Raw genomic sequence first — 21212 nt, forward strand, 5'->3', positions numbered from 1 at the left:
GAGTCCTTTTCGTCGGAGCCGGTCTCGAAGGGTCGGCTGTTCGGGTCCTCGACATCGGGGTCACGTCAGCGGCGCGGTCGGGCCGTTGGGGTCTTCCATCCGCGCGTCGACCACGGTGCGCACGATCGCGCCCACCTCCTCCGAGGAGAGCCGGCGGATGCCGTCTTCGGTCACCAGGGTCACCACCGGGTAGATCCGCCGGGTCAGGTCCGGCCCGCCGGTGGCGGAGTCGTCGTCGGCCGCGTCGTAGAGCGCCTGGATGCACACCGTCACGATGCCGTCGGCGTCCAGACCGGGGCGGTACAGCTTCTTCAGCGCGCCTCGGGCGAACAGGGAGCCCGAACCCACCGAGTGGAAGCCGTGCTCCTCCGACCGGCCGCCGGTGATGTCGTAGCTGAAGATCCGCCCGGCCCCGCCGTCCACGTCGTAGCCGGCGAACAACGGCACCACCGCGAGGCCCTGCATGGCCATGCCGAGGTTGCCGCGGATCATCTGCGACAGCCGGTTGGCCTTGCCCTCGAGGGACAGCGTGGTGCCCTCGATCTTCTCGTAGTGCTCCAGCTCGACCTGGAACAGCCGGACCATCTCGACCGCGAGCCCGGCGGTGCCGGCGATGCCCACGACCGAGTACTCGTCGGCCGGGAACACCTTCTCGATGTCCCGCTGTGCGATCAGGTTCCCCATCGTGGCGCGCCGGTCGCCGGCCATCACCACGCCACCGTCGAACGTCGCGGTCACGATCGTCGTGCCGTGCGGCGCCTCGATCGTCACGGGCTGCACCGGAGGCGTCCTACGCGCGGGCAACAGTTCGGGCCGGTAGGCGTCGAGAAATTCGGCGAACGAGGACGACCCGGGGGTCAGGAAGGCAGCCGGTAGACGCCCGGTGCCACGAGTGTTGGCTTCCACACGATCCCTTCCACATAGGTTGCGGCCCGGCGCAACGCGTCGGGTCGATCCTTGAACATGCCCAGTGCGGCATTGCAGTTGAAGCAGAGTACGGCTCGGACCCTACCGGTTTCGTGATCATGATCGACGTGTTCGGGCCTGGCGGCGACACAGATCGGACATACGCCCATTTGGTCGGTGAGCATGCGCTGCAGGTCGGCCTCGGTGAGGCCGTATTTGCGCATGAAGTATCCGGCTCGACTGTCGATTTTGCGACATGATTTACAGTTCGCCGCCAGACCGTCCCATTGTCGGGAACTCTTATGCCATTCGGAGTGCGGTTTGATCTGTTCGCATTTCGGACAACGCTTATGCCCGTCCGGCACATCCACCTTCGGTCGAACCTTGAATCCCGCGCGCTCCCGCCGGGCACGATAACTTTGCGCACTGCGCCTTCGGTTGCACTCACGGCAATAGAATGAAAGCCCGTCAGGACTCGCTGCGTTAGATCCGAAGTCCTGAGCGGGCTTCCATCCCTTACAGTCAGGGCAATTCTTGCCCGATTTCAAATCGGACATTTACCCCTATTCACCACCCTTTTGGACAAATCCCCTAACGAATTCCTCAGCGTTCTCCTCGAGCACCTCATCGATTTCGTCCAATACCGCGTCGACGTCGTCCGTCAACTTCTCCTGGCGTTCCTGCACGTCGGACTGCGCTTCGGTAGTGGTCTCGTCGACCTCTTCCGAGCGCTTTGTCGCGCGCTGTTGACCGCCGCTGTCCTTAGTGGCCATGTCACTCACCCCACCTTGTGATCATTTCCTTGAACCGGTGCTTATCCATTCCCCGGAGGGCCTACACCCCCGATCCCGAAGGAGCGGGGGTGTAGGTGCCAACGAGTGTCGGATGCCAGGTGTTCCGGAAGGGGATTTATCCGTTCGTTCGCTTTGTTCCCGCGAACGAGGGAGGTCACCCACCCGTGAGGGCGCGGACCAGATCCTCGGCTGTGCGGCAGCGGTCCAGCAGGTCCTTCACGTGGGCCTTCGTCCCGCGCAGCGGTTCCAGGGTGGGTACCCGCTGGAGCGAGTCGTGACCCGCGACGTCGAAGATCACCGAGTCCCACGAGGCGGCGGCCACCTCGTCGGCGTACTGCTCCAGACAGCGACCGCGGAAGTACGCCCGGGTGTCCTCCGGCGGCAGGTGCACCGCGCGCTGCACCTCGGCCTCGCCGGCGATCCGCTCGAAGCGGTCCTCCAGCTTGTTGTACAGGCCCTTGTCGGGCCGTACGTCCGCGTACTGGAGGTCGACCAGGTGCAGCCTCGGCGCGTCCCACTCGAGGGCGTCCCGCTGTCGGTAGCCCTCCAGGAGTTGCAGCTTGGCCACCCAGTCCAGTTCGCGCGCGAGCGACATCGGGTCGGTCTCCAGGCGGGCGAGCACCGACTCCCAGCGGTCGAGCACGTCGGTGGTGTCCGCGTCGACATCCTTGCCGAACCGGTTCTCCACGTACTTGCGGGCCAACTCGAGATATTCGAGCTGGAGCTGGATCGCGGTCAGTTTGCGGCCGCTGCGCAGCGTGATGAGCTGCTTGAGGGTGGGGTCGTGGGAGACCTCGTGCAGCGTGCGCACGGGCTGGTCCACGGTCAGGTCGTTGCCGAGGAAGCGATCCTCGATCATCGACAGGACCAGCGCGGTGGTGCCGAGCTTGAGGTAGGTGGACACCTCGGACAGGTTCGCGTCACCGATGATCACGTGCAGGCGCCGGTACTTCTCGGCGTCCGCGTGCGGCTCGTCGCGGGTGTTGATGATCGGCCGCTTCAGCGTGGTCTCCAGGCCGACCTCTACCTCGAAGTAGTCCGCTCGCTGGCTGATCTGGAAGCCGTGGGCGGAGCCGTCCTGGCCGATGCCCACCCGCCCGGCGCCGCAGATCACCTGACGGGAGACGAAGAACGGGGTCAGGTGCCGGACGATGTCCGCGAACGGCGTGGCGCGCTGCATGAGGTAGTTCTCGTGCGTGCCGTAGGACGCGCCCTTGTTGTCGGTGTTGTTCTTGTACAGCAGGATCTGCTGCCCGCCGGGCAGCTCGGCGGCGCGCCGCGCGGCCTCGGCCATGATGCGTTCACCGGCCTTGTCCCAGATCACCGCGTCGCGCGGGTTGGTGGTCTCGGGCGCGCTGTACTCCGGGTGGGCGTGGTCGACGTAGAGCCGAGCGCCGTTGGTCAGGATCACGTTGGCGAGGCCGACGTCCTCGTCGGTGAGCTGGCTCGAGTCGGCCAGCTCGCGCGCGAGGTCGAACCCGCGCGCGTCGCGCAGCGGATTCTCCTCCTCGAAGTCCCAGCGGGCCCGCCGGGCCCGCTGCATCGCTGCGGCGTACGCGTTCACGATCTGGGAAGACGTCAACATCGCGTTGGCGTTCGGATGACCGGGTACGGAGATCCCGTACTCGGTTTCAATGCCCATCACACGCCGGACGGTCATGCGACCCCCTCGTCCCTCACCCGGCCGGTACCCGAGCCACACTCTCCGTGATCCGGGTACACCCTGGTCATGCTGCCGAGCCTATTGCCGTTGGATTGCCTTGGGGATACGGCCGGAACTATTGCCCTGTGCTGAACTGTCGTCCCGGCACGGCGCCGCGGCCCGTGTTCGACCTGAACACGGGCCGCGGCATCGGTGGTCAATCGGTACTCGATCGGGATCAGAGGTACTGACCGGTGTTGGCCACGGTGTCGATGGAGCGACCTGCCTCGTCGCCCTGCTTGCCCGAGACCAGCGTGCGGATGTAGACGATCCGCTCGCCCTTCTTGCCGGAGATCCGCGCCCAGTCGTCCGGGTTGGTGGTGTTGGGCAGGTCCTCGTTCTCCTTGAACTCGTCGACGCACGCGGCGAGCAGGTGGGCCACCCGGATGCCCTTCTGGCGGTGCTCCAGGAAGTCCTTGATCGCCATCTTCTTCGCGCGACCGACGATGTTCTCGATCATCGCGCCGGAGTTGAAGTCCTTGAAGTACAGGGTCTCCTTGTCACCGTTGGCGTAGGTGACCTCCAGGAAGCGGTTCTCGTCGTTCTCCGAGTACATCCGCTCCACCGCGACCTGGATCATCCCGGTGACCGTGGCGGCCCGGTTGCCGCCGTGTTCCACCAGGTCGTCGTCGTGCAGCGGCAGCGAGACCTTGAGGTACTTGGCGAAGATGTCCTTGGCCGCCTCGGCGTCCGGACGCTCGATCTTGATCTTCACGTCGAGCCGGCCCGGCCGCAGGATGGCCGGGTCGATCATGTCCTCGCGGTTGGAGGCGCCGATCACGATGACGTTCTCCAGGCCCTCCACGCCGTCGATCTCGGACAGGAGCTGCGGGACGATGGTGTTCTCCACGTCCGAGCTGACGCCCGACCCTCGGGTGCGGAAGAGCGAGTCCATCTCGTCGAAGAAGACGATGACGGGGGTGCCCTCGCTGGCCTTCTCACGAGCCCGCTGGAAGACCAGGCGGATGTGCCGCTCGGTCTCGCCGACGTACTTGTTGAGCAGTTCGGGACCCTTGATGTTGAGGAAGTAGCTCTTGCCCTGTTCGTTGCCCTGGGCCTCGGCCACCTTCTTCGCGAGCGAGTTCGCGACCGCCTTGGCGATCAGCGTCTTGCCGCAGCCGGGGGGGCCGTAGAGCAGGATGCCCTTGGGCGGGCGCAGCTCGTGTTCCTTGAACAGGTCGGGGTGGAGGTAGGGCAGCTCCACCGCGTCGCGGATCATCTCGATCTGGTTCCGCAGACCGCCGATCTTGGTGTAGTCGATGTCCGGGACCTCTTCGAGGACCAGTTCCTCGACCTCGCTCTTGGGAACCCGCTCGTACACGTATCCCGATCGGGAATCGAGCAGGAGCGAGTCCCCCGCGCGCAGCGGGGAGTCCATCAGCGGCTCGGCGAGGCGCACCACGCGCTCCTCGTCGGTGTGCCCGATGACCAGGGCTCGTTCGCCGTCCTCGAGCAGTTCCTTGAGCATCACCACGTCGCCGACCCGCTCGAACTCCATCGCGTCGACCACGTTCATGGCCTCGTTGAGCATGACCTCCTGGCCACGCTGGAGTTCGTCGAGCTCGATGTTGGGGCTGACGTTCACCCGGAGCTTGCGCCCACCGGTGAAGATGTCCGCCGTGCCGTCCTCGTTGGCCTGTAGGAACACGCCGAACCCCGAGGGGGGTTGGGCGAGTCGGTCCACTTCCTCCTTGAGGGCCACGATCTGGTCGCGGGCCTCCCTCAAGGTCGCGACCAATCGCTCGTTCTGTGTGGTCATGCCGGCCAAGGACGTCTGAAGATCGACGACCCGCTCCTCGAGCAAACGGCTCTGGCGCGGTGAGTCGGCGAGCTTGCGACGCAGGACGGCGACTTCCTGCTCTAGAAAAGAAACCTGGCTTACGAGGTCGTCCGTACCCCGAGCCGGCCTCCCACCACGGTTCATGTCGTCGTCGTGGACTGCCACGGCCCTCACCTCCTCCTGGGAGCTGCGACGTCTCCGACCCTACCTACGGCAGGAGGGGTTGAAACCCCTTGATCAGCAAGACTGTCCGGGCGTGTCCGATCTTCACCCGTGCGATTGCCCCCACGCTTGTGAGGATCAGATACCCACCTCACCACCTCGGGAAGCAGCCGCGAGTAGGGTCTGTTGGTCGCGTGTCGATACGAATCGGTGAAGAGAGAGGCCGCATGTCCGCGGAAAACGAACCCCTCGAGGTCTGGATCGATCAGGATCTCTGCACCGGGGACGGCATCTGCGTCCAATACGCGCGAGAGGTCTTCGAGCTGGACATCGACGGCCTCGCGTACGTCAAGGGCGACGACGACGAGCTGCGCACCGAGCCGGGCGCGGTGGTCCCGGTGCCCGCGCCACTGCTGGTGGAAGTGATCGACGCCACACGCAAGTGTCCCGGCGATTGCATCCACATGCGTCGGGTTTCCGACGGCGTCGAGGTGTATGGGCCGGACGCGTCCTGAATTCCGCTTCGTACGCCACTGTCTGGCGACGCGTCAGATCCGTTGGGCACCGAGCGGGGTCAGCCGCCAACGGAGCGTGCCCTCGACGTCGGGGCAACAGCGGGGGACGTCCGGGCCGGACCAGCCCAGGGTGTGCGCGGTGATCGAGTCGCCGTCCCGGGTGACGTCGCTCACCAGCAGGCCCTCGTCGGTGTCGAGCAGGGTGGCCACCAGCCGGGGTGCGCCGGTGTCCGCGGCGGCGTAGGCCAGCAGCGCGGCGGGCGGGCTGCCGGAGCCGGCCGCGCACTCGACCCGGACCACGGTGGGGCCGGTCGGGTCGGTCAGCACGGTCTTGACCTGTGCGCCCACGCCCGGGCAGTCGATCGGGAAGTCGATCCGGGCGAGCTCCGCCTCGGTGGGGCCGCCGGCGGGTCGGCTGCGGGAGAGCGGCACGGCCTGCGCGGCCTCGGGAGCGTGACCCGCCGCCTGCCCCTGATGCGACGTGCTCGCGGTGTTCTCCCCCGGTTGGATGGTGCGTGGCGCGGCCGGTGGATCCTGCTGATTGGGCCGGTCCCTGGCGGGCGCGGTGACGCCCGGTATGCCGCCGTCCAGGGAGGCCGCGGCCCAGATCACCAGGCCGGTGCCGACGATGAGCGCGAACACGATGGCCGCGGCGGCGAAGGCGATGCCGTTGCGGACGTCGGGGACCTCGACGCGCCGGGGCGCGGAGGTTTCGGATGGTGCGTCGGTGGTCACGAGCCCGCGGGTACTGTCGCCGCGCGCGGGCCGGGTCTCAGGGTGATCGTCCGCCACGGTGGACGACCTTATGCGGCGGGCCGGGTCCCGGTACAGGGTCCCGGCCCGCCTTGTCTCAACCATTGCCTGACGATGGGTCAGGATTCGAGCGGGGTACCGGCCTCCGCGCCGGGGCCGGCGTAGTCGTCGCCGTAGGAGCCCTTGGACGGGCGGCGCCGGCGCAGCGGCGGCTCGACCCCGTCGGCGAGGCGCCGGGCGGTGACCAGGAAGCCGGTGTGGCCGATCATCCGGTGGTCGGGGCGGACCGCGAGGCCCTCGACGTGCCAGGAGCGGACCATCGACTCGAAGGGCTGCGGCTCGGTGAAGCAGTTCATCACGCGCATGGTCTCCACGGTGCGCGAGAGCTGCGTGGTGGTGGCCACGTAGCAGCACACCAGGCCGCCGGGCGCGAGCGCCTTGTAGACCGCGTCCAGGCATTCCCAGGGCGCGAGCATGTCGAGGATCACCCGGTCGACCCCGGTCTCCACGAGGTTGTCCTGGAGGTCGCCGACGGTGAGCTTCCAGGCGGGGTGGGGGGCGCCGAAGTAGCGCTCGACGTTCTTGCGGGCGATGTCCGCGAAGTCCTGTCGGCGTTCGTAGGAGGCGAGCTGCCCGGTGTCGCCGATGGCGCGGAGCAGGAAGGTGCTCAGCGCGCCGGAGCCGACGCCGGCCTCGACGACGCGGGCGCCGGCGAAGATGTCGGCCATCGCGAGGATCTGGCCGGCGTCCTTCGGGTAGATCACCGCGGCGCCGCGGGGCATGGACAGGACGAAGTCGGGGAGCAGAGGTCGCAGCGCGAGGTAGTCGGTGTTCCCGGTGGACCGTACGACGGTCCCTTCGGGAGCGCCGATCAGCGCGTCGTGTTGAAACGAGCCCTTGTGGGTGTGGAACGCCTTGCCCGCTTCGAGCGTGAAGGTGTGGTGGCGGCCCTTGGGATCGGTCAGCTGAACCTGGTCCCCGACCTGGAAGGGTCCGCGCCTGCGCGCGGCACCGGTCGGTTCGGACATGGGGGTCAGCCTAGTCGGTCGTGGACGACGCTCCGACGCGTGGGTGCGGGCCCCGTGGGGGTCAAACCGGGACTCGGTTGCATAGCATCTTGGACGTGACTGATTCGAGCAGGCCGCAGGGACGCAGGATGCGGCAGGACGACGCCCCGCGCCGGGAGCCGAGGCGTGGCCTGCTCATGGGGCGCCCCTTCGGGGTGCCGGTCTATGTCGCGCCGACGTGGTTCGTGATCGCCGCGGTGATCACCGTGTTGTTCGCGCCGACCTTCGAGAGCCTGTTCCCGGATCTGGGTCCGTGGCGGTTCGTGTTGTCCTTCGGCTTCGCGGTGCTGTTGTACGTGTCCGTGCTGGTGCACGAGTTGGCGCACGCGGTGACGGCGCTGCGGCTGGGCTTGCCGGTGCGGCGGATCACCATCCAGTTCCTGGGCGGGGTGTCCGAGATCGACAAGCCGGAGACGGCCCGGCACGAGTTCCTGGTGTCGGCGGCGGGTCCGGCGTTGTCGCTGCTGCTCGGTGGCGGCTTCTGGGTGATCGGTCTGGCGCTGGACGTGGACACGCTGGCGGGGCGGATGGTCGCGTTGTTGGCGGTCTCCAATCTGCTGGTGGCGGCGTTCAACCTGCTGCCGGGGCTGCCGCTGGACGGTGGCCGGATGTTGCGGGCGGTGGTGTGGCGGATCAGCGGGCGGCCGTTGGCCGGCACGATCGCGGCGTCCTGGGCGGGTCGGGTGCTCGCGGTGGTGGTGCTGATCGCGGCGGCGCTGTGGTCGCTGGGCGCGGACGCGGGAGCGCGCACGTACACCTTGATCTTCGGTGCGTTGGTGGCCGGATTCATGTGGGCGGGTGCGGTGCAGTCGCTACGCGCGGAGCGGCTGCGGGAGCGGTTGCCGGACTTGCGGGTGCGGTTGTTGACCCGGCGGGCGATCCCGGTGGCGGCGGACGTGCCGTTGTCGGAGGCGCTGCGGCGGGCGCACGAGGAGGGTGCGCGCGGGCTGGTCGTGGTGGATCGGGGCGGGGATCCGGTCGGGGTGGTGCGTGAGGCCGCGGTGTTGGCGACGCCGGAGCACCGCAGGCCCTGGGTGGCGGTGGGGCCGTTGGCGCGGGATCTGGCGCCGGGGATGACGGTGGGCGCGGATCTGGCCGGGGAGGATCTGCTGGTCGCGATGCGGGCGGCGCCGGCGAGTGAGTACCTGGTGGTGGAGCGGGACGGCGGGGTGTACGGGGTGTTGTCCCGGAGCGATGTCGAGCATGCGTTTTTGGCCATGATGCGGGGTTGAGGGCGGGGTTTTTCGGCCTCACTCGCCGGCCGGGCTGCTTGGCCTCAAGCGCCGGCCGGGCTGGGTGGTCGTCGCGGTTGCGGTGGGTGGTGCTCGGCTTTGTTCGGCCTCAAGCGCCGGCCGGGCTGGAGGGTTCGTGCGGCTTCGTTGTGGTGATTGCGCTGGATGGCGCTCGGCTTCTTTTGGCCTCGAACACCGGCCGGGCTGGAGGGTTCGTGCGGCTTTGGTGTGGTGGTTGCGCCAGGTGGTGCGAGGCTTCTTTTGCCTCGGACGCCGGCCGGGCCGAGTTGGCGCCGGCCGGGTCGGGGTGGGATGCTCCTATGCATGTCAAGCCGCAGGAGCGAGGTTGATTTGGGTGATTCGTTCCGCTGGTGTGCTGGTCAGTGCGCGGTAGACCTCGCGGGCGACGAATCGCTTGAGGCAGCGCATGATGTCCTTCTTCGACAGCCCTTCCTTGGTGCGGCGTTCGACGTAGGCGCGGGTGCGTTCGTCGTAGCGCATGCGGACCAGCACGATCGTGTGCAGGGCGTTGTTCGCGGCCCGGTCGCCGCCCCGGTTGAGGCGGTGGCGGTGGGTGCGGCCGGAGGAGGCCGGGATCGGGGCGACGCCGGCGAGGTGCGCGAACGCGCCCTCCGAGCGCATGCGCTCGGGGTTGTCCCCGGCCGAGGCCAGTAGCTGGCCGGCGGTCTCCGGTCCGACACCGAACAGCTTCAGCAGGGCCGGGGCCGCCTGCTCGACCAGGGGGCCGATCTCGGCGTCGAGCTCGGCGATCTCCGTGTCCATCGCCTGGTGGCGGCGGGCGAGGCGCCGCAGCGAGGCCTTGGTCGCCGCGAGCGGGCGGGAGACGTCGTCGCCGGGCCGCAGCCGGGCCAGGGTGCGTATCAGGGCGGTCCGGTCCAGGCCCGCGACCTGCTCTCGCAGCATCGCCGGGGCGGTCACCACGAGGTTGCGGATCTGGTTCATCGCCTGGGTGCGGGCCTTGATCGCGCTGCGGCGGGCGACCCGCAGCACGCGCACGGCCTCGACCACTCCGTCGCGGCTTTTGGGGATGCCGGTGGCCCGTCCGGAGAGCACTGCGGTCGCAGCGGCGTAGGCGTCGATCGGGTCGGACTTGCCCTTCGTCCGGCGGGTCTTGCGGTCCGGCCGGTCGACGTCGACGACCGTGACGCCGGCCGCTGTCAGGACCCGCGCGAGTTCGGCTCCGTAGGCGCCGGTGCCCTCCACCCCGACCGCGGTCGGGGTGCCGTGCGAGCGCATCCAGTCAAGCAGGTCCCGGTAGCCGCGGACGGTCGCGGGAAACTCCCGGTCGGCCAGATGCCGGCCGAGCGGGTCGATCACGGCCGCGTGGTGGGTCGGGCCGTGCGTGTCGACTCCGCCGGTGATCTCCGCTCCGTCGTGCGTCATGCTGGTCATGTCCGTCCTTGCCGCTTGTCCGAGCCGAGGGCGGCACGCGCCGGTCGGGCGGGTGGACAAGACAGTGACGGGGCTTCTGGACCAAGCTCCTATGAGGTCACAAACGCCCGTCCGGCCGCGTGCGTGGTGGTCCCGCCGACGAGCCGACAAATCCCATACAGGACAGTCAACGACGTCAGTCAGGGGGCGAGTCAGGCTCATCAGCAGAACCACCAGTCACATGATCACTGTCAGGGGGTGATGGTGATTGTGTAGCGGCCGTCTCGGGTGGTGGTGATTCGGGCCGTGTTGTCGCGGGTGTCGGTGTGGGTGCGGCCGGGGCCGGTGACGCGGATGGTCGGGGGCTTGGCGTAGACGTCCTTGGGGAGGGCGATCTCGGTGGGGCCCTGGGCGCCTCGGCGGGTGGTGAAGGTGAGCGTGTAGGTGCGGGTGTCCGGGTTGTAGCCGAAGCTCTCCGGGTTGCCGGCCACGGCGCGCGCGTAGGGCTGCACCAGCAGTTTGTTGTTGGGCTTCATCCGGCCGTCGGCGTCCAGCGTGCAGTAGCCGCCGCCGTTGCACCATTGCCAGCCCGCCCAGCCGGTGCCGAATCGGTCCATGGCCGCGGTCATCCGCTTGTAGAACAGCGGGATGTTGGGCAGCGACTGGTCCGGCGGCCCCCACTCCCCCACGATCACCGGGAGCTTGTTCGCCTTCGGGTAGGCGGTGATCGCGGCCTCGTAGTTCTCGATGAAGCCGCCGTCGGGGTCGTAATCGGCGCCGGTCTCCATCGCGGTCTCGTAGAAGTGCGGGGCGTAGACGACCTTGTCGTCGGTGATCGGGCCGAGCGCGGTGGGCAGGCCCAGGCCGACCACGGGGGTGGGTTCGACCAGGATCCAGTTGCGTCGGTCGACCAGGCGGATCGCGTCGGTGAGTCGGTTCCACATGTCGGTGATCTGGGTCGATTCGAGCCGGGCGGCGGCGGTGGGGATGTCCTCGCCCTCGCGGAAGCGGCCCATCGGCTCGTTCATCAGGTCGTAGCCGAGCACGGCGGGGTGCCGGCCGAACGTGGCGGCGACCTTCATCCACATCTGCGCGTGCGCGCGTCGCAGGTCGCGGTCGTTGTACAGGTGGTCGAAGGCGGCCTGCACGCCCGGCGTGTAGTACTCGGCGAACCAGTCGCCGGGGACCGGCTCGTACGGCAGGCCCTCGTCACGGGTGGTCCATTCCGGGTTGCCCCGGTGGTCGTTGAAGTACGGGCCGTAGATGTCCTGGTGGGCATCCAGCACGACCTTGATGTGGTACTTCTCGGCCCAGCCCAGGATGCGCTCCATCCGGGCCAGGTAGTCGCGGCTGTAGCGGCCGGGGCTCGGTTCCAGGTCGTCCCAGAAGAACAGCACCCTGGCCAGGTTGAAGCCCCGGTCGGAGAGTTCGCGGAACTGCTTCTCGGTGACGTCCTTGAACGCCTCGGCACCCCGGTGCTCCTTGTCGCCGATGTTGAAGCCGCGCCACTGGGTGGCCCGGCCTCGCTCGTCGGCGATGAAGGTGCGGTCGCCGACGGTGATCTTGTCCGGGCCGCGGCCGGGCCGGTCGTCGTGCGCGGACGCGGGGGTGGGCAGACCCGCCAGGAGCAGGCCGCCGGTGATCGCGGCGGCCACGTGCAGCCGGGTGCGGGTGGGGACGCGCATGGGACCTCCGTCGGAGTCGCGGATGGGGTGTGTGGGACCCGTGGTGCCGGGACTCTACTGAGCGGTAGTGGCGATTGACAGAGGCGCTCCGCCCCTCGGGCGCTCAGGGTGTCGCCCCGCACGCTTAGGGTGGTCGCCATGAGTGTCAGCCCCTCCGAAACCGCCTCCGACGAGGACGCCCCGGCCGTCGAGCCCGCCGCCGACGCCGCGGGTGTCGTGGTGCCCGCCCAGGGCGGTGAGCGCGGGCCCCGGCCGCCGGTGTCGTTGTCGCCGTCCCGGGCCGCGGACTTCATACAGTGTCCGCTGCTGTACCGGCTGCGGGTGATCGACAAGCTGCCGGAGAAGCCGAGCGCCGCGGCCACGCGCGGCACGGTCGTGCACACGGTGCTGGAGCGGCTGTTCGACCTGCCCAGCGGCGAGCGCACGCCGGAGCGGGCGGTGGCGATGGTGCGGCCGGCGTGGGACGAGTTGCTGGCCGAGCGCCCGGAGTTGGCCGAGTTGTTCGGCGAGGACGTCGCGGGTCTGGGCACCTGGTTGCAGGACGCGGACAAGCTGGTCGAGCGCTATTTCACGCTGGAGGACCCGAACCGGCTGGAGCCGGCCCGGCGCGAGCTCTACGTGGAGACGACGCTGGAGGACGGCCTGATCCTGCGCGGGGTCGTGGACCGGCTCGACGTGGCGCCGGCGGGCGATCTGCGGGTGGTGGACTACAAGACGGGCAAGGCCCCGTCGCCGATGTTCCAGGACAAGCCGCTGTTCCAGATGAAGTTCTACGCGCTGGTGTTGTGGCGGCAACACGGCCGGGTGCCGCGCCGGTTGCAGCTCGTCTATCTGGGCAGCGGCGACGTGATCACCTACGACCCGGACGAGGGCGAGTTGCTGGCGGTCGAGCGCAAGCTGCGGGCGCTGTGGCAGGCGATCGACCTGGCGACCCGGACGGGCGAGTGGCTGCCCCGGAAGTCGAAGTTGTGCGGGTGGTGCGATCACCGGGAGGTGTGCCCCGAGTTCGGTGGCACACCTCCGGTGTATCCGTTGCCCGTGGTGCCCGCGTAGCCGCCGGTCGCCGCCCCCGCCCCGGTCAGATCGCGCCGGGGCGGACCAGGCCGCTCTCGTAGGCGTAGACGGCGGCCTGGACCCGGTCGCGCAGGCCGAGCTTGGTCAACACGTGGCCCACGTGGGTCTTGACCGTGGTCTCGCTGACGTACAGCTCGGCGGCGATCTCCGCGTTGGACATCCCGCGCGCGACCAGGCGCAGCACCTCCACCTCGCGCTCGGTGAGCATCGCGAGTGTGTCGGGCGTGGGGTCCTCGGCGGAGGGCAGTCGTGCGGCGTACATGTCCAGGAGCCGCCGGGTGATGCTCGGCGCGAGCAGCGCCTCGCCCTCGGCGATCACCCGGATCGCGGTGACCAGGTCGTCGGCGGGCACGTCCTTGAGCAGGAAGCCGCTCGCTCCCGCGCGCAGCGCCTCGACCACGTACTCGTCGAGGTCGAAGGTGGTGAGCACGAGCACACGGGCGGTGTTCTCCCCGTCGCGGCCCGATCCGGCGATCCGCCGGGTGGCCTCGACGCCGTCCATGCGGGGCATGCGGATGTCCATCAGCACCACGTCGGGTTGCAGGGCGCGGACCTGTTCGACGGCCTGTTCGCCGTCGGCGGCCTCGCCGACCACGGCGATGTCGGGCTCGGCCTCCAGGATCATCCGGAAGCCGGTGCGCAGCAGTGGCTGATCGTCGACCAGGATGACGCGGATCGTCATGGGCGGGTCTGCTCCAGTCGGTCGGGGGCGACACCGTCCGGCGGGGCGGCGGTGTCGGCGGTGTTCGTGGTGGACAGGGGGATGCGCGCGAGGACCTCGAAGCCGTCCTGGGCCCGGGGCCCCGCGTACAGGCGTCCACCGTAGAGGGAGACCCTCTCACGCATGCCGAGCAGTCCGTGCCCGGTGCGGTCGCCGGTGGGTACGGTGCTGCCGCCTCGGCCGTCGTCGGCGACGCGAACCAGGAGTTCGGTGCGGCTGTAGCGCAGGAGCACGCGGGCCTCGGCGGGGCCGGCGTGCTTGAGGGTGTTCGTGAGGGCTTCCTGGACGATCCGGTAGGCGGCCAGGTCGATGCCCGGCGGCAGCTCGCAGGGGGCGCCCTCCAGGGACAGCTCGACCGGGAGCCCGGCCTCGCGGACCTGGGTGACCAGCGTGTCGAGTTGGTCCAGGCCCGGCTGGGGGGCGTTGTGGCCCTCGTTGGGCCCGCCCACCGCGTCGGTGGTGTCGCGCAGGATGCCGACCAGGCGGCGCATCTCCACCAGCGCGCCGCGGCCGGTCTGCTCGACCGCGGCCATCGCCTCCTTGGCCCGGTCCGGATTGCGCGCGACCATCCGCTGCGCGGCGGAGGCCTGCACGGTCATCACCGAGACGTGGTGGGCGACCACGTCGTGCAGTTCGCGGGCGATCCGGCCGCGCTCCTCGGCGATCGCGGCGCGGGTGTCCGCCTCGCGGGTGCGCTCCAGGCGGTCGGCGCGGGCCTCGAGTTCGGCGGTGTAGGCGCGCCGGAAGCCGACGCTGCGGGCGAACGCCCAGACCGCGAACATCGCGGCGAGGTTGGCGACGATGTCGAGGAACTCCACGTCGCTGTCGCGCAGTGCCAGCCACGCGATGGTGGCGCTCTCGGTGAACGCGAGGGCGCACGCGGCGGGTACCCGGGAGCGGCCGACCGCGACCGCGTACAGCGCGACGATCTGGCCGATCCCGGCGCCGGCGGATTCGTAGTTCGCGCCGGCCAGGATCAGCCCGGCGACGCTGACCGCGATCAGCACGCGCAGCGAGTGCGCGCCGCGCCACAGCAGCGGTACGGCGGTGAGCACGGCGAGCAGGACGCCCCACACGTCCGGGTCGCGGACGTCGTCGCGGCCGAGTTCGTGGAAGTACAGGCCGCCCACGGCGAATACCGTCAGCAGCAGCACCAGCGCCAGGTCGAGCACGGTGGGGCGCGGCCACGGCTGGCGGGTGTCGCGGCGGAGTTCCTGGACGAAGTCGGCCAGGCAGGCCCGTGCTCGGGCGAGCCGGGGCAGCGATGGGCTCGGTCCGGGCGGGGCTGGGGTCCCGGCGGGGGTGTCCGGGGCTGGGGTCACGGCGCGCACATCTCTTACGGTAGAGCCCCTGGCCGGGGGTTAAGACCCCCCAGGGGCCAGGTCTCGTCCCCTGGGAGGAGCGGTGGGCCGATCTCCTCCTCGGGGCGGAGTCGCGGGCCGTACTCAACGGTGTGGCGGCGCGGGCGAGGGGGTGCGGCGAACGCGAGGGACTTCCCTGAAGCCCTACCGTTCGCGATCACCAACACTGGACAACACACGGGGAACCCGGAAACGGGAACCGCGGGGATGTACTACGGGGGTAGTACGGGGGTCCGATCCTCTCGGGGTTCGGACGGAGCACGACCAGGAGACCTCTCGGCGGTCACGGGGACGGGGGAAACCGCCGCCGGGAGGTCGACAGGACCGACGGGGAAGCAGTACGGGTCGGAGCACGGGGGCTCCGGCACGGGGGAACGCAGTACACGGGGAAAACGCGGTACCGCAGTACACGGGGGAACGCAGTACGGGGGAAACACGGGGATGTGGGAGCGGACGGGCCTTCGGGCCCGTCCGCTCCCACCTGTTTGTGCCGACGATGTACGGCGGGGGTCGGCTCCCGATGCCTCGGGTTCGGCGTGCGAGGTGCGGGGCGCTGGGCGCGGCGCGTGGGGCGTGGCCGGCTCAGCGGGCGACGCGGGAGCGGACCAGTTCGCCCAGGAAGGCCAGGTCGACCTCTTCGAGGGAGTCGACCACGGTGCGCGTCGGCGCGGGCGTGATCGGTGTCATGCTCGGCACCGCCAACACGACGCAGCCGGCCGCCTCGCCGGAGGCGATGCCGGTGGGCGAGTCCTCGACGACCACGCAGGACCACGGCTGGGCGTCCAGCCGGCGGGCCGCGGTCAGGTACGGGTCGGGGTGTGGCTTGGTGCGGGCGATCTCGTCGCCGGCCAGGGTGAAGCGGAAGTGGTGGGCGCCCAGCGAGGGCAGCACCGCGTCGACGATCACCCGCTGGGACGCGGTGACCAGCGCGCACGGCACGCCGGCGTCGTCGACCTCGGCGAGCAGCCGTTTGGCTCCCGGGCGCAGGTCCACGCCGTCGCGCAGCGCGGCGACCATGCCGGTGTTGATCCGGTGTTCGAGTTCGGCGGGTGCGACGTCGAGGCCGGAGACCGAGAGCAGGTAGGCGACGGCGCGCTCCATCGGGCTGCCGAGCAGGTGCTCGGCGTGCTGCGCGGTGAGGGTGAAGCCGAGGTCGGCCATGACCGCGGTCTCGGTGGCGAACCAGTTGCGTTCGGTGTCGACCAGGGTGCCGTCCATGTCGAACAGGACCGCCGCGAGGCCGTGGCCCGGGCGTGATCGAGTCGTGGTCGTGAGCGCTGCCGTCATCGTGTGGCCGCCTCTCCCCCGGTACGGGAAATCGTGGTGTGGATGGGGTGGGTCGATCTCCTCACGCGGGTTCTCCATGGGTGCGATCCGCCGGTTGGCTCCGGCGGGTCCTCGATTGTGCGGCCCCGTCAGGGATTGGGCAACCGCCGAACGGGGTCGTATGCGGAAACGGTGACCGAAGCGGTCACGGCGAGCGGGTTCGCCAGCTCCGCGATCGCGGAGCGCAGCCGGCCGGGATCGGTGTGCCACGCGCTGGGGCCCATCGCCACCACGGTGGCGATGGCGGTGTGGTCGAGCGCCATGGTGAAGGTGTGCGTGTGCCGCTCGCGCACGGTGAACCAGGGCGCGAGTTTGACGTCGATGCGTTCCTGTTTGTCCGGGTCGACCTGGAGCAGGCCGAGCGCGGGCACGAGTTCGGCGAGGTGTCCCGCGGTGGGCGCGGCGACCAGCAGGGTGCCCTCGGCGGCCAGGATCCGGTGCAGTTCGGGCGGGTTGCGCGGGGCGAACACGTTGAGCACCCGGGCCGCGGCGCCGGTGCGGACCGGCAGCGGGCGCCACGCGTCGCAGACGGCGGCGCCCATCCGCGGGTGTGCGCGGGCGGCCCGGCGCAGCGCGTACTTGGAGATGTCCAGGGCCAGCCCGTGCCGCTCGGGCAGCGCGTCCAGCACACGGGCGAGGTGGTGTCCGGTGCCCGCGCCGACGTCGACGAGGGCGCCGGGCACCGCGCCGGCGCTCGCGGCGGCCAGCGCGTCGCCGATCGGGTCGTAGTGGCCCGCGCCGAGGAAGTCGACGCGGGCCGCGACCATGGCGGCGGTGTCGGCGGTGCCCACCGAGCCGGTGCCGGTGAGCAGGTTGACGTAGCCCTGCTTGGCGACGTCGAAGGTGTGCCCGGCGGCGCAGCGCAGGGTGTTGTCCGCCGCCGCCAGGTCCGCGCCGCAGTGCGGGCAGGCGAGGGTTCCTACGACGTCGCCGAGCATGTGCCTCGTTCTTGGGTGACGGGTGGGCCGGATTGCCTCAGCGGGCGTTGAAGTAGTTCGCCTCGGGGTGGTGCAGCACGATCGCGTCGGTGGACTGTTCCGGGTGCAGTTGGAACTCCTCGGACAGTTCGACGCCGATCCGCTCGGGCCCCAGCAGGCCGGTGATCTTGGCCCGGTCCTCCAGGTCGGGACAGGCGCCGTAGCCGAGTGAGAAGCGCGCGCCGCGGTAGTGCAGCTTGAGCATGCCGTCGAGGTCGTTCGGGTCCTCGCCGGCGAAGCCGAGTTCGGCGCGCACCCGGGCGTGCCAGTACTCGGCCAGGGCCTCGGCGAGCTGTACGGACAGGCCGTGCAGTTCGAGGTAGTCGCGGTAGGCGTTCTCGGCGAACAGTTTCGCGGTGGCGTCGGACAGGCGCGGGCCCATGGTGGCGATCTGGAAGCCGACCACGTCGATCTCGCCGGAGTCCTCCGGGCGGAAGAAGTCGGCCAGGCACAGGTGCCGGTCGCGGCGTTGGCGCGGGAAGGTGAACCGGGTGCGTTCGTTGCCCGCGTCGTCGAGCACGATCAGGTCGTCGCCCTTGGACACGCACGGGAAGTAGCCGTAGACCACGCCGGCGTCGAGCAGGTTGTCGGTGACGATGCGGTCGAGCCAGTAGCGCAGGCGCGGGCGGCCCTCGGTCTCGACCAGTTCCTCGTAGGAGGGCCCGTCGCCGCCCCGGGTGGGCTTGAGGCCCCACTGGCCCATGAAGGTGGCCCGCTCGTCCAGCCACGAGGCGTAGTCGTTCAGCTGGATGCCCTTGACCACGCGGTCGCCCCAGAACGGCGGGGTGGGCACGGGGTTGTCGACGGCCACGTCCGAGCGGGCGGGCATCTCCTCGGGTTCGGTCTCGATCACCTTGGCGGCGGCCACCTTGCGCCGGCGCAGCGCGGGCAGTTCGACGCCGGGCACGCCGCGCTTGACACCCATCAGGGCGTCCATCAGGCGCAGGCCCTCGAACGCGTCGCGGGCGTAGCGGACCTCGCCGGCGTAGATGTCGTAGAGGTCCTCTTCGACGTAGGCGCGGGTCAGGGCGGCGCCGCCGAGGATGACCGGGTAGCCGGCGGCCAGGCCGCGGGTGTTCAGCTCCTGGAGGTTTTCCTTCATGATCACGGTGGACTTGACCAGCAGGCCGGACATCCCGATCACGTCGGCGCGGTGTTCCTCGGCGGCTTCCAGGATGGCCGAGACCGGCTGCTTGATGCCGATGTTGACCACGTTGTAGCCGTTGTTGGACAGGATGATGTCGACGAGGTTCTTGCCGATGTCGTGCACGTCGCCCTTGACGGTGGCCAGCACGATGGTGCCCTTGCCGTCCTCGCCCTCGACCTTTTCGATGTGCGGTTCCAGGTGCGCGACGGCGGACTTCATCACCTCGGCGGACTGGAGCACGAAGGGCAGTTGCATCTGGCCGGAGCCGAAGAGCTCGCCGACCACCTTCATGCCGGCCAGCAGCGTGTCGTTGATGATCACCAGCGCGCTGCGCTCGCGCAGCGCCTCGTCCAGGTCCTCTTCCAGGCCGGCTCGCTCGCCGTCGATGATCCGGCGCTCGAGGCGCTCGTTCAGCGGCAGTGCGGCCAGCTCCTGGGCGCGGGTGGCGCGCACCGACTTGGCGTCGACGCCCTCGAACAGCTCCAGGAAGCGCTGGAGCGGGTCGTAGCCCTCGCGGCGGCGGTCGTAGACCATGTCGAGGGCGACCTCGCGCTGCTCCTCGGGGATGCGCGCCATCGGCAGGATCTTGCTGGCGTGCACGATCGCCGAGTCCAGGCCGGCGTCGATGCACTCGTTGAGGAAGACCGAGTTGAGCACGATGCGGGCGGCCGGGTTGAGGCCGAAGGAGACGTTGGACAGGCCCAGGGTGGTCTGCACGTCGGGGTGGCGGCGCTTGATCTCGCGGATCGCCTCGATCGTCTCGATGCCGTCGCGGCGGGTCTCCTCCTGGCCGGTGCCGATCGGGAAGGTGAGCGCGTCGATGATGATGTCGGAGACCTTGATCCCCCACTCGCCGGTGAGGGCGGTGATCAGCCGTTCGGCGACCCGGACCTTCCATTCGGCGGTGCGGGCCTGGCCCTCCTCGTCGATGGTGAGCGCGACCACGGCCGCGCCGTGCTCCTTGACCAGCGGCATGATCCGGCGAAAGCGCGAGGTGGGGCCGTCGCCGTCCTCGTAGTTGACCGAGTTGACCACGGCGCGCCCGCCGAGCAGTTCCAGGCCCGCCTCGAGCACCTCGGGCTCGGTGGAGTCCAGCATGATCGGCAGCGTGGACGCGGTGGCCAGCCGGCCGGCCAGCGCCTTCATGTCGGCGACGCCGTCGCGGCCGACGTAGTCGATGTTCAGGTCGAGCATGTGCGCGCCGTCACGGGTCTGGTCGCGGGCGATGTCGAGGCAGTCGTCGTAGCGGCCTTCGAGCATGGCCTCGCGGAACGCCTTGGAGCCGTTGGCGTTGGTGCGCTCGCCGATGGACAGGTAGGACAGGTCCTGACGGAAGGGCACCGACTGGTACAGCGACGCGGCGGCGGGCTCGTGCCGGGGGTGGCGCGGGGCGAGTTCGCGCCCGTGCACGCGTTCGACGACGGCCTTCAGGTGCGCGGGGGTGGTGCCGCAGCAGCCACCGACCAGGGCCAGGCCGTACTCGGTGGTGAACGTGTCGTGCGCGTCCGCCAGTTCCTCGGGGGTGAGCGGGTAGTGCGCGCCGTCCTTGGTCAGGATCGGCAGGCCGGCGTTGGGCATCGCGGTGACCCCGATGCCGGCGTGCTTGGCCAGGTGGCGCAGGTGTTCGCTCATCTCGACCGGGCCGGTGGCGCAGTTGAGCCCGATGAAGTCGATGCCCAGCGGCTCCAGGGCGGTCAGTGCCGCGCCGATCTCGGAGCCCATCAGCATCGCGCCGGTGGTCTCGACGGTGACCTGGGCGAAGATCGGCAGGTCGACGCCGGCCTTCCTCAGGGCGCGCTGCGAGCCGATGATCGAGGCCTTGGTCTGGAGCAGGTCCTGGCTGGTCTCGATGAGCAGGGCGTGCGCGCCGCCGTCGATCAGGCCGGCCGCGTTGATCTCGAACGCGTCGCGCAGCGTGGCGAAGGGGACGTGGCCCAGGCTGGGCAGCTTGGTGCCGGGGCCGATCGAGCCGAGCACCCAGCGCGGCCGGTCGGGGGTGGAGTAGTCGTCGGCCACTTCACGGGCGATCCGGGCGCCGGACTCGGCGAGCTCGTAGATGCGGTCCTGGATGTCGTACTCGCCCAGGTTGCCGAGGTTGGCGCCGAAGGTGTTGGTCTCGACGCAGTCGACGCCGACGTCGAAGTACTCCTTGTGCACGTTGCGCACGATGTCGGGGCGCGTGACATTGAGGATCTCGTTGCAGCCTTCGTGGCCCTGGAAGTCGTCCAGGCTGGGATCCTGCGCTTGGAGCATGGTTCCCATCGCTCCATCGGCGACGACGACGCGGGTGGCGAGTGCTTCGCGAAGCTGCTGCGGGGTGGCTGTCATGAGAATGCGTCTCCGATGGGTGCGACGGCTGTCGGCTTGCCCGGGTCCGTCGAGACGGATCGGGCCAGAGCGCCAGCTTAATGCGCTCGCCGCGCACGGCCCGGTGACGCGCGGGTGACGTCGCCCACTGGTCACCCCGCGCTCACCCGCGCTCACCGGGCCGTATGCGTCGCGTTCGCCGGGCGTCGCCCGGATTTCACTGTGGGCGAAGTCGACGCGGGCGGGTCTGGCCGAGGGTGCCTCAACCCGTAATGTGGGGACCGTACAGCTCTCGCGGCCTCGGGGACGGG

General features: G+C 69.9%; 17 protein-coding genes. 3 read left to right on the forward strand and 14 right to left on the reverse strand.

Annotation, left to right across the window (positions count from 1 at the left end):
* Positions 1-60: 60 nt before the first annotated feature.
* From prcB to arc, 5 genes are all read right to left on the reverse strand, one after another.
* A complete protein-coding gene (gene prcB / locus OG948_RS05595) occupies positions 61-906 on the reverse strand; it encodes a proteasome subunit beta (RefSeq protein WP_395873016.1) in 846 nt (281 codons plus the stop codon).
* Positions 858-1277 (reverse strand): endonuclease VII domain-containing protein, encoded by a 420-nt coding sequence (locus OG948_RS05600; protein ID WP_406294299.1) that lies wholly within the window; start codon positions 1275-1277, stop codon positions 858-860. The genes prcB and OG948_RS05600 overlap by 49 nt, the downstream gene beginning before the upstream one ends.
* 192 nt (positions 1278-1469) lie before the next feature.
* Positions 1470-1679 (reverse strand): ubiquitin-like protein Pup, encoded by a 210-nt coding sequence (locus OG948_RS05605; RefSeq protein WP_395873014.1) that lies wholly within the window; start codon positions 1677-1679, stop codon positions 1470-1472.
* Between the two features lie 175 nt (positions 1680-1854).
* A complete protein-coding gene (gene dop, locus OG948_RS05610) occupies positions 1855-3360 on the reverse strand; it encodes a depupylase/deamidase Dop (RefSeq protein WP_406294301.1) in 1506 nt (501 codons plus the stop codon).
* A 220-nt stretch (positions 3361-3580) separates the two neighbouring features.
* Positions 3581-5347: a proteasome ATPase gene (arc, locus tag OG948_RS05615; protein WP_395873012.1), complete on the reverse strand. Its 1767-nt coding sequence runs from the start codon at positions 5345-5347 to the stop codon at positions 3581-3583.
* 224 nt (positions 5348-5571) lie between these two features.
* Here arc and OG948_RS05620 point away from each other — a divergent pair, with 224 nt between their 5' ends.
* Positions 5572-5859 carry a ferredoxin gene (locus tag OG948_RS05620; protein ID WP_395873038.1) on the forward strand — a complete coding sequence of 96 codons (288 nt, stop codon included), beginning with the start codon at positions 5572-5574 and terminating at the stop codon, positions 5857-5859.
* Positions 5860-5892: 33 nt separating this feature from the next.
* On the opposite strand, the gene OG948_RS05625 is transcribed toward OG948_RS05620, so the two are convergent.
* A complete protein-coding gene (locus OG948_RS05625) occupies positions 5893-6594 on the reverse strand; it encodes a hypothetical protein (protein WP_406294303.1) in 702 nt (233 codons plus the stop codon).
* A gap of 137 nt (positions 6595-6731) precedes the next feature.
* Positions 6732-7640, reverse strand: coding sequence for a tRNA (adenine-N1)-methyltransferase (locus OG948_RS05630; RefSeq protein ID WP_395873010.1), 909 nt, complete (start codon positions 7638-7640; stop codon positions 6732-6734).
* Positions 7641-7735: 95 nt separating this feature from the next.
* Between OG948_RS05630 and OG948_RS05635 the strand changes: the two genes are divergently transcribed.
* Positions 7736-8911, forward strand: coding sequence for a M50 family metallopeptidase (locus tag OG948_RS05635; RefSeq protein ID WP_406294305.1), 1176 nt, complete (start codon positions 7736-7738; stop codon positions 8909-8911).
* Positions 8912-9238: 327 nt separating this feature from the next.
* Here the strand turns inward: OG948_RS05635 and OG948_RS05640 are convergent, their stop codons facing one another.
* Positions 9239-10324, reverse strand: coding sequence for an IS110 family transposase (locus OG948_RS05640; protein WP_331770823.1), 1086 nt, complete (start codon positions 10322-10324; stop codon positions 9239-9241).
* A gap of 230 nt (positions 10325-10554) precedes the next feature.
* The gene (locus OG948_RS05645; RefSeq protein ID WP_406294307.1) at positions 10555-11988 is read right to left on the reverse strand and encodes a cellulase family glycosylhydrolase; all 1434 of its coding nucleotides are present in this window, start codon (positions 11986-11988) and stop codon (positions 10555-10557) included.
* A 138-nt stretch (positions 11989-12126) separates the two neighbouring features.
* Here OG948_RS05645 and OG948_RS05650 point away from each other — a divergent pair, with 138 nt between their 5' ends.
* The gene (locus OG948_RS05650) at positions 12127-13041 is read left to right on the forward strand and encodes a RecB family exonuclease (protein WP_406294309.1); all 915 of its coding nucleotides are present in this window, start codon (positions 12127-12129) and stop codon (positions 13039-13041) included.
* Positions 13042-13066: 25 nt separating this feature from the next.
* Here OG948_RS05650 and OG948_RS05655 read toward each other — a convergent pair whose 3' ends face one another.
* From OG948_RS05655 to metH, 5 genes are all read right to left on the reverse strand, one after another.
* Complete coding sequence (locus OG948_RS05655) at positions 13067-13744, reverse strand: response regulator transcription factor (RefSeq protein ID WP_020552051.1); 678 nt, start codon at positions 13742-13744, stop codon at positions 13067-13069.
* Positions 13741-15105, reverse strand: coding sequence for a sensor histidine kinase (locus OG948_RS05660; RefSeq protein ID WP_406294310.1), 1365 nt, complete (start codon positions 15103-15105; stop codon positions 13741-13743). The genes OG948_RS05655 and OG948_RS05660 overlap by 4 nt, the downstream gene beginning before the upstream one ends.
* 621 nt (positions 15106-15726) lie before the next feature.
* Entirely contained in the window at positions 15727-16431 is a 705-nt protein-coding gene (locus OG948_RS05665; protein ID WP_406294311.1) for an HAD family hydrolase, read from the reverse strand.
* A gap of 128 nt (positions 16432-16559) precedes the next feature.
* Positions 16560-17408 carry a putative RNA methyltransferase gene (locus OG948_RS05670; protein WP_406294313.1) on the reverse strand — a complete coding sequence of 283 codons (849 nt, stop codon included), beginning with the start codon at positions 17406-17408 and terminating at the stop codon, positions 16560-16562.
* A 37-nt stretch (positions 17409-17445) separates the two neighbouring features.
* On the reverse strand, positions 17446-20922 hold the full coding sequence (gene metH / locus OG948_RS05675) for a methionine synthase (protein WP_406294314.1): 3477 nt from the start codon (positions 20920-20922) through the stop codon (positions 17446-17448).
* Between the last annotated feature and the right edge of the window lie 290 nt (positions 20923-21212).

The sequence above is a fragment of the Embleya sp. NBC_00888 genome (genome assembly GCF_045207655.1).
Taxonomy (GTDB): domain Bacteria; phylum Actinomycetota; class Actinomycetes; order Streptomycetales; family Streptomycetaceae; genus Embleya.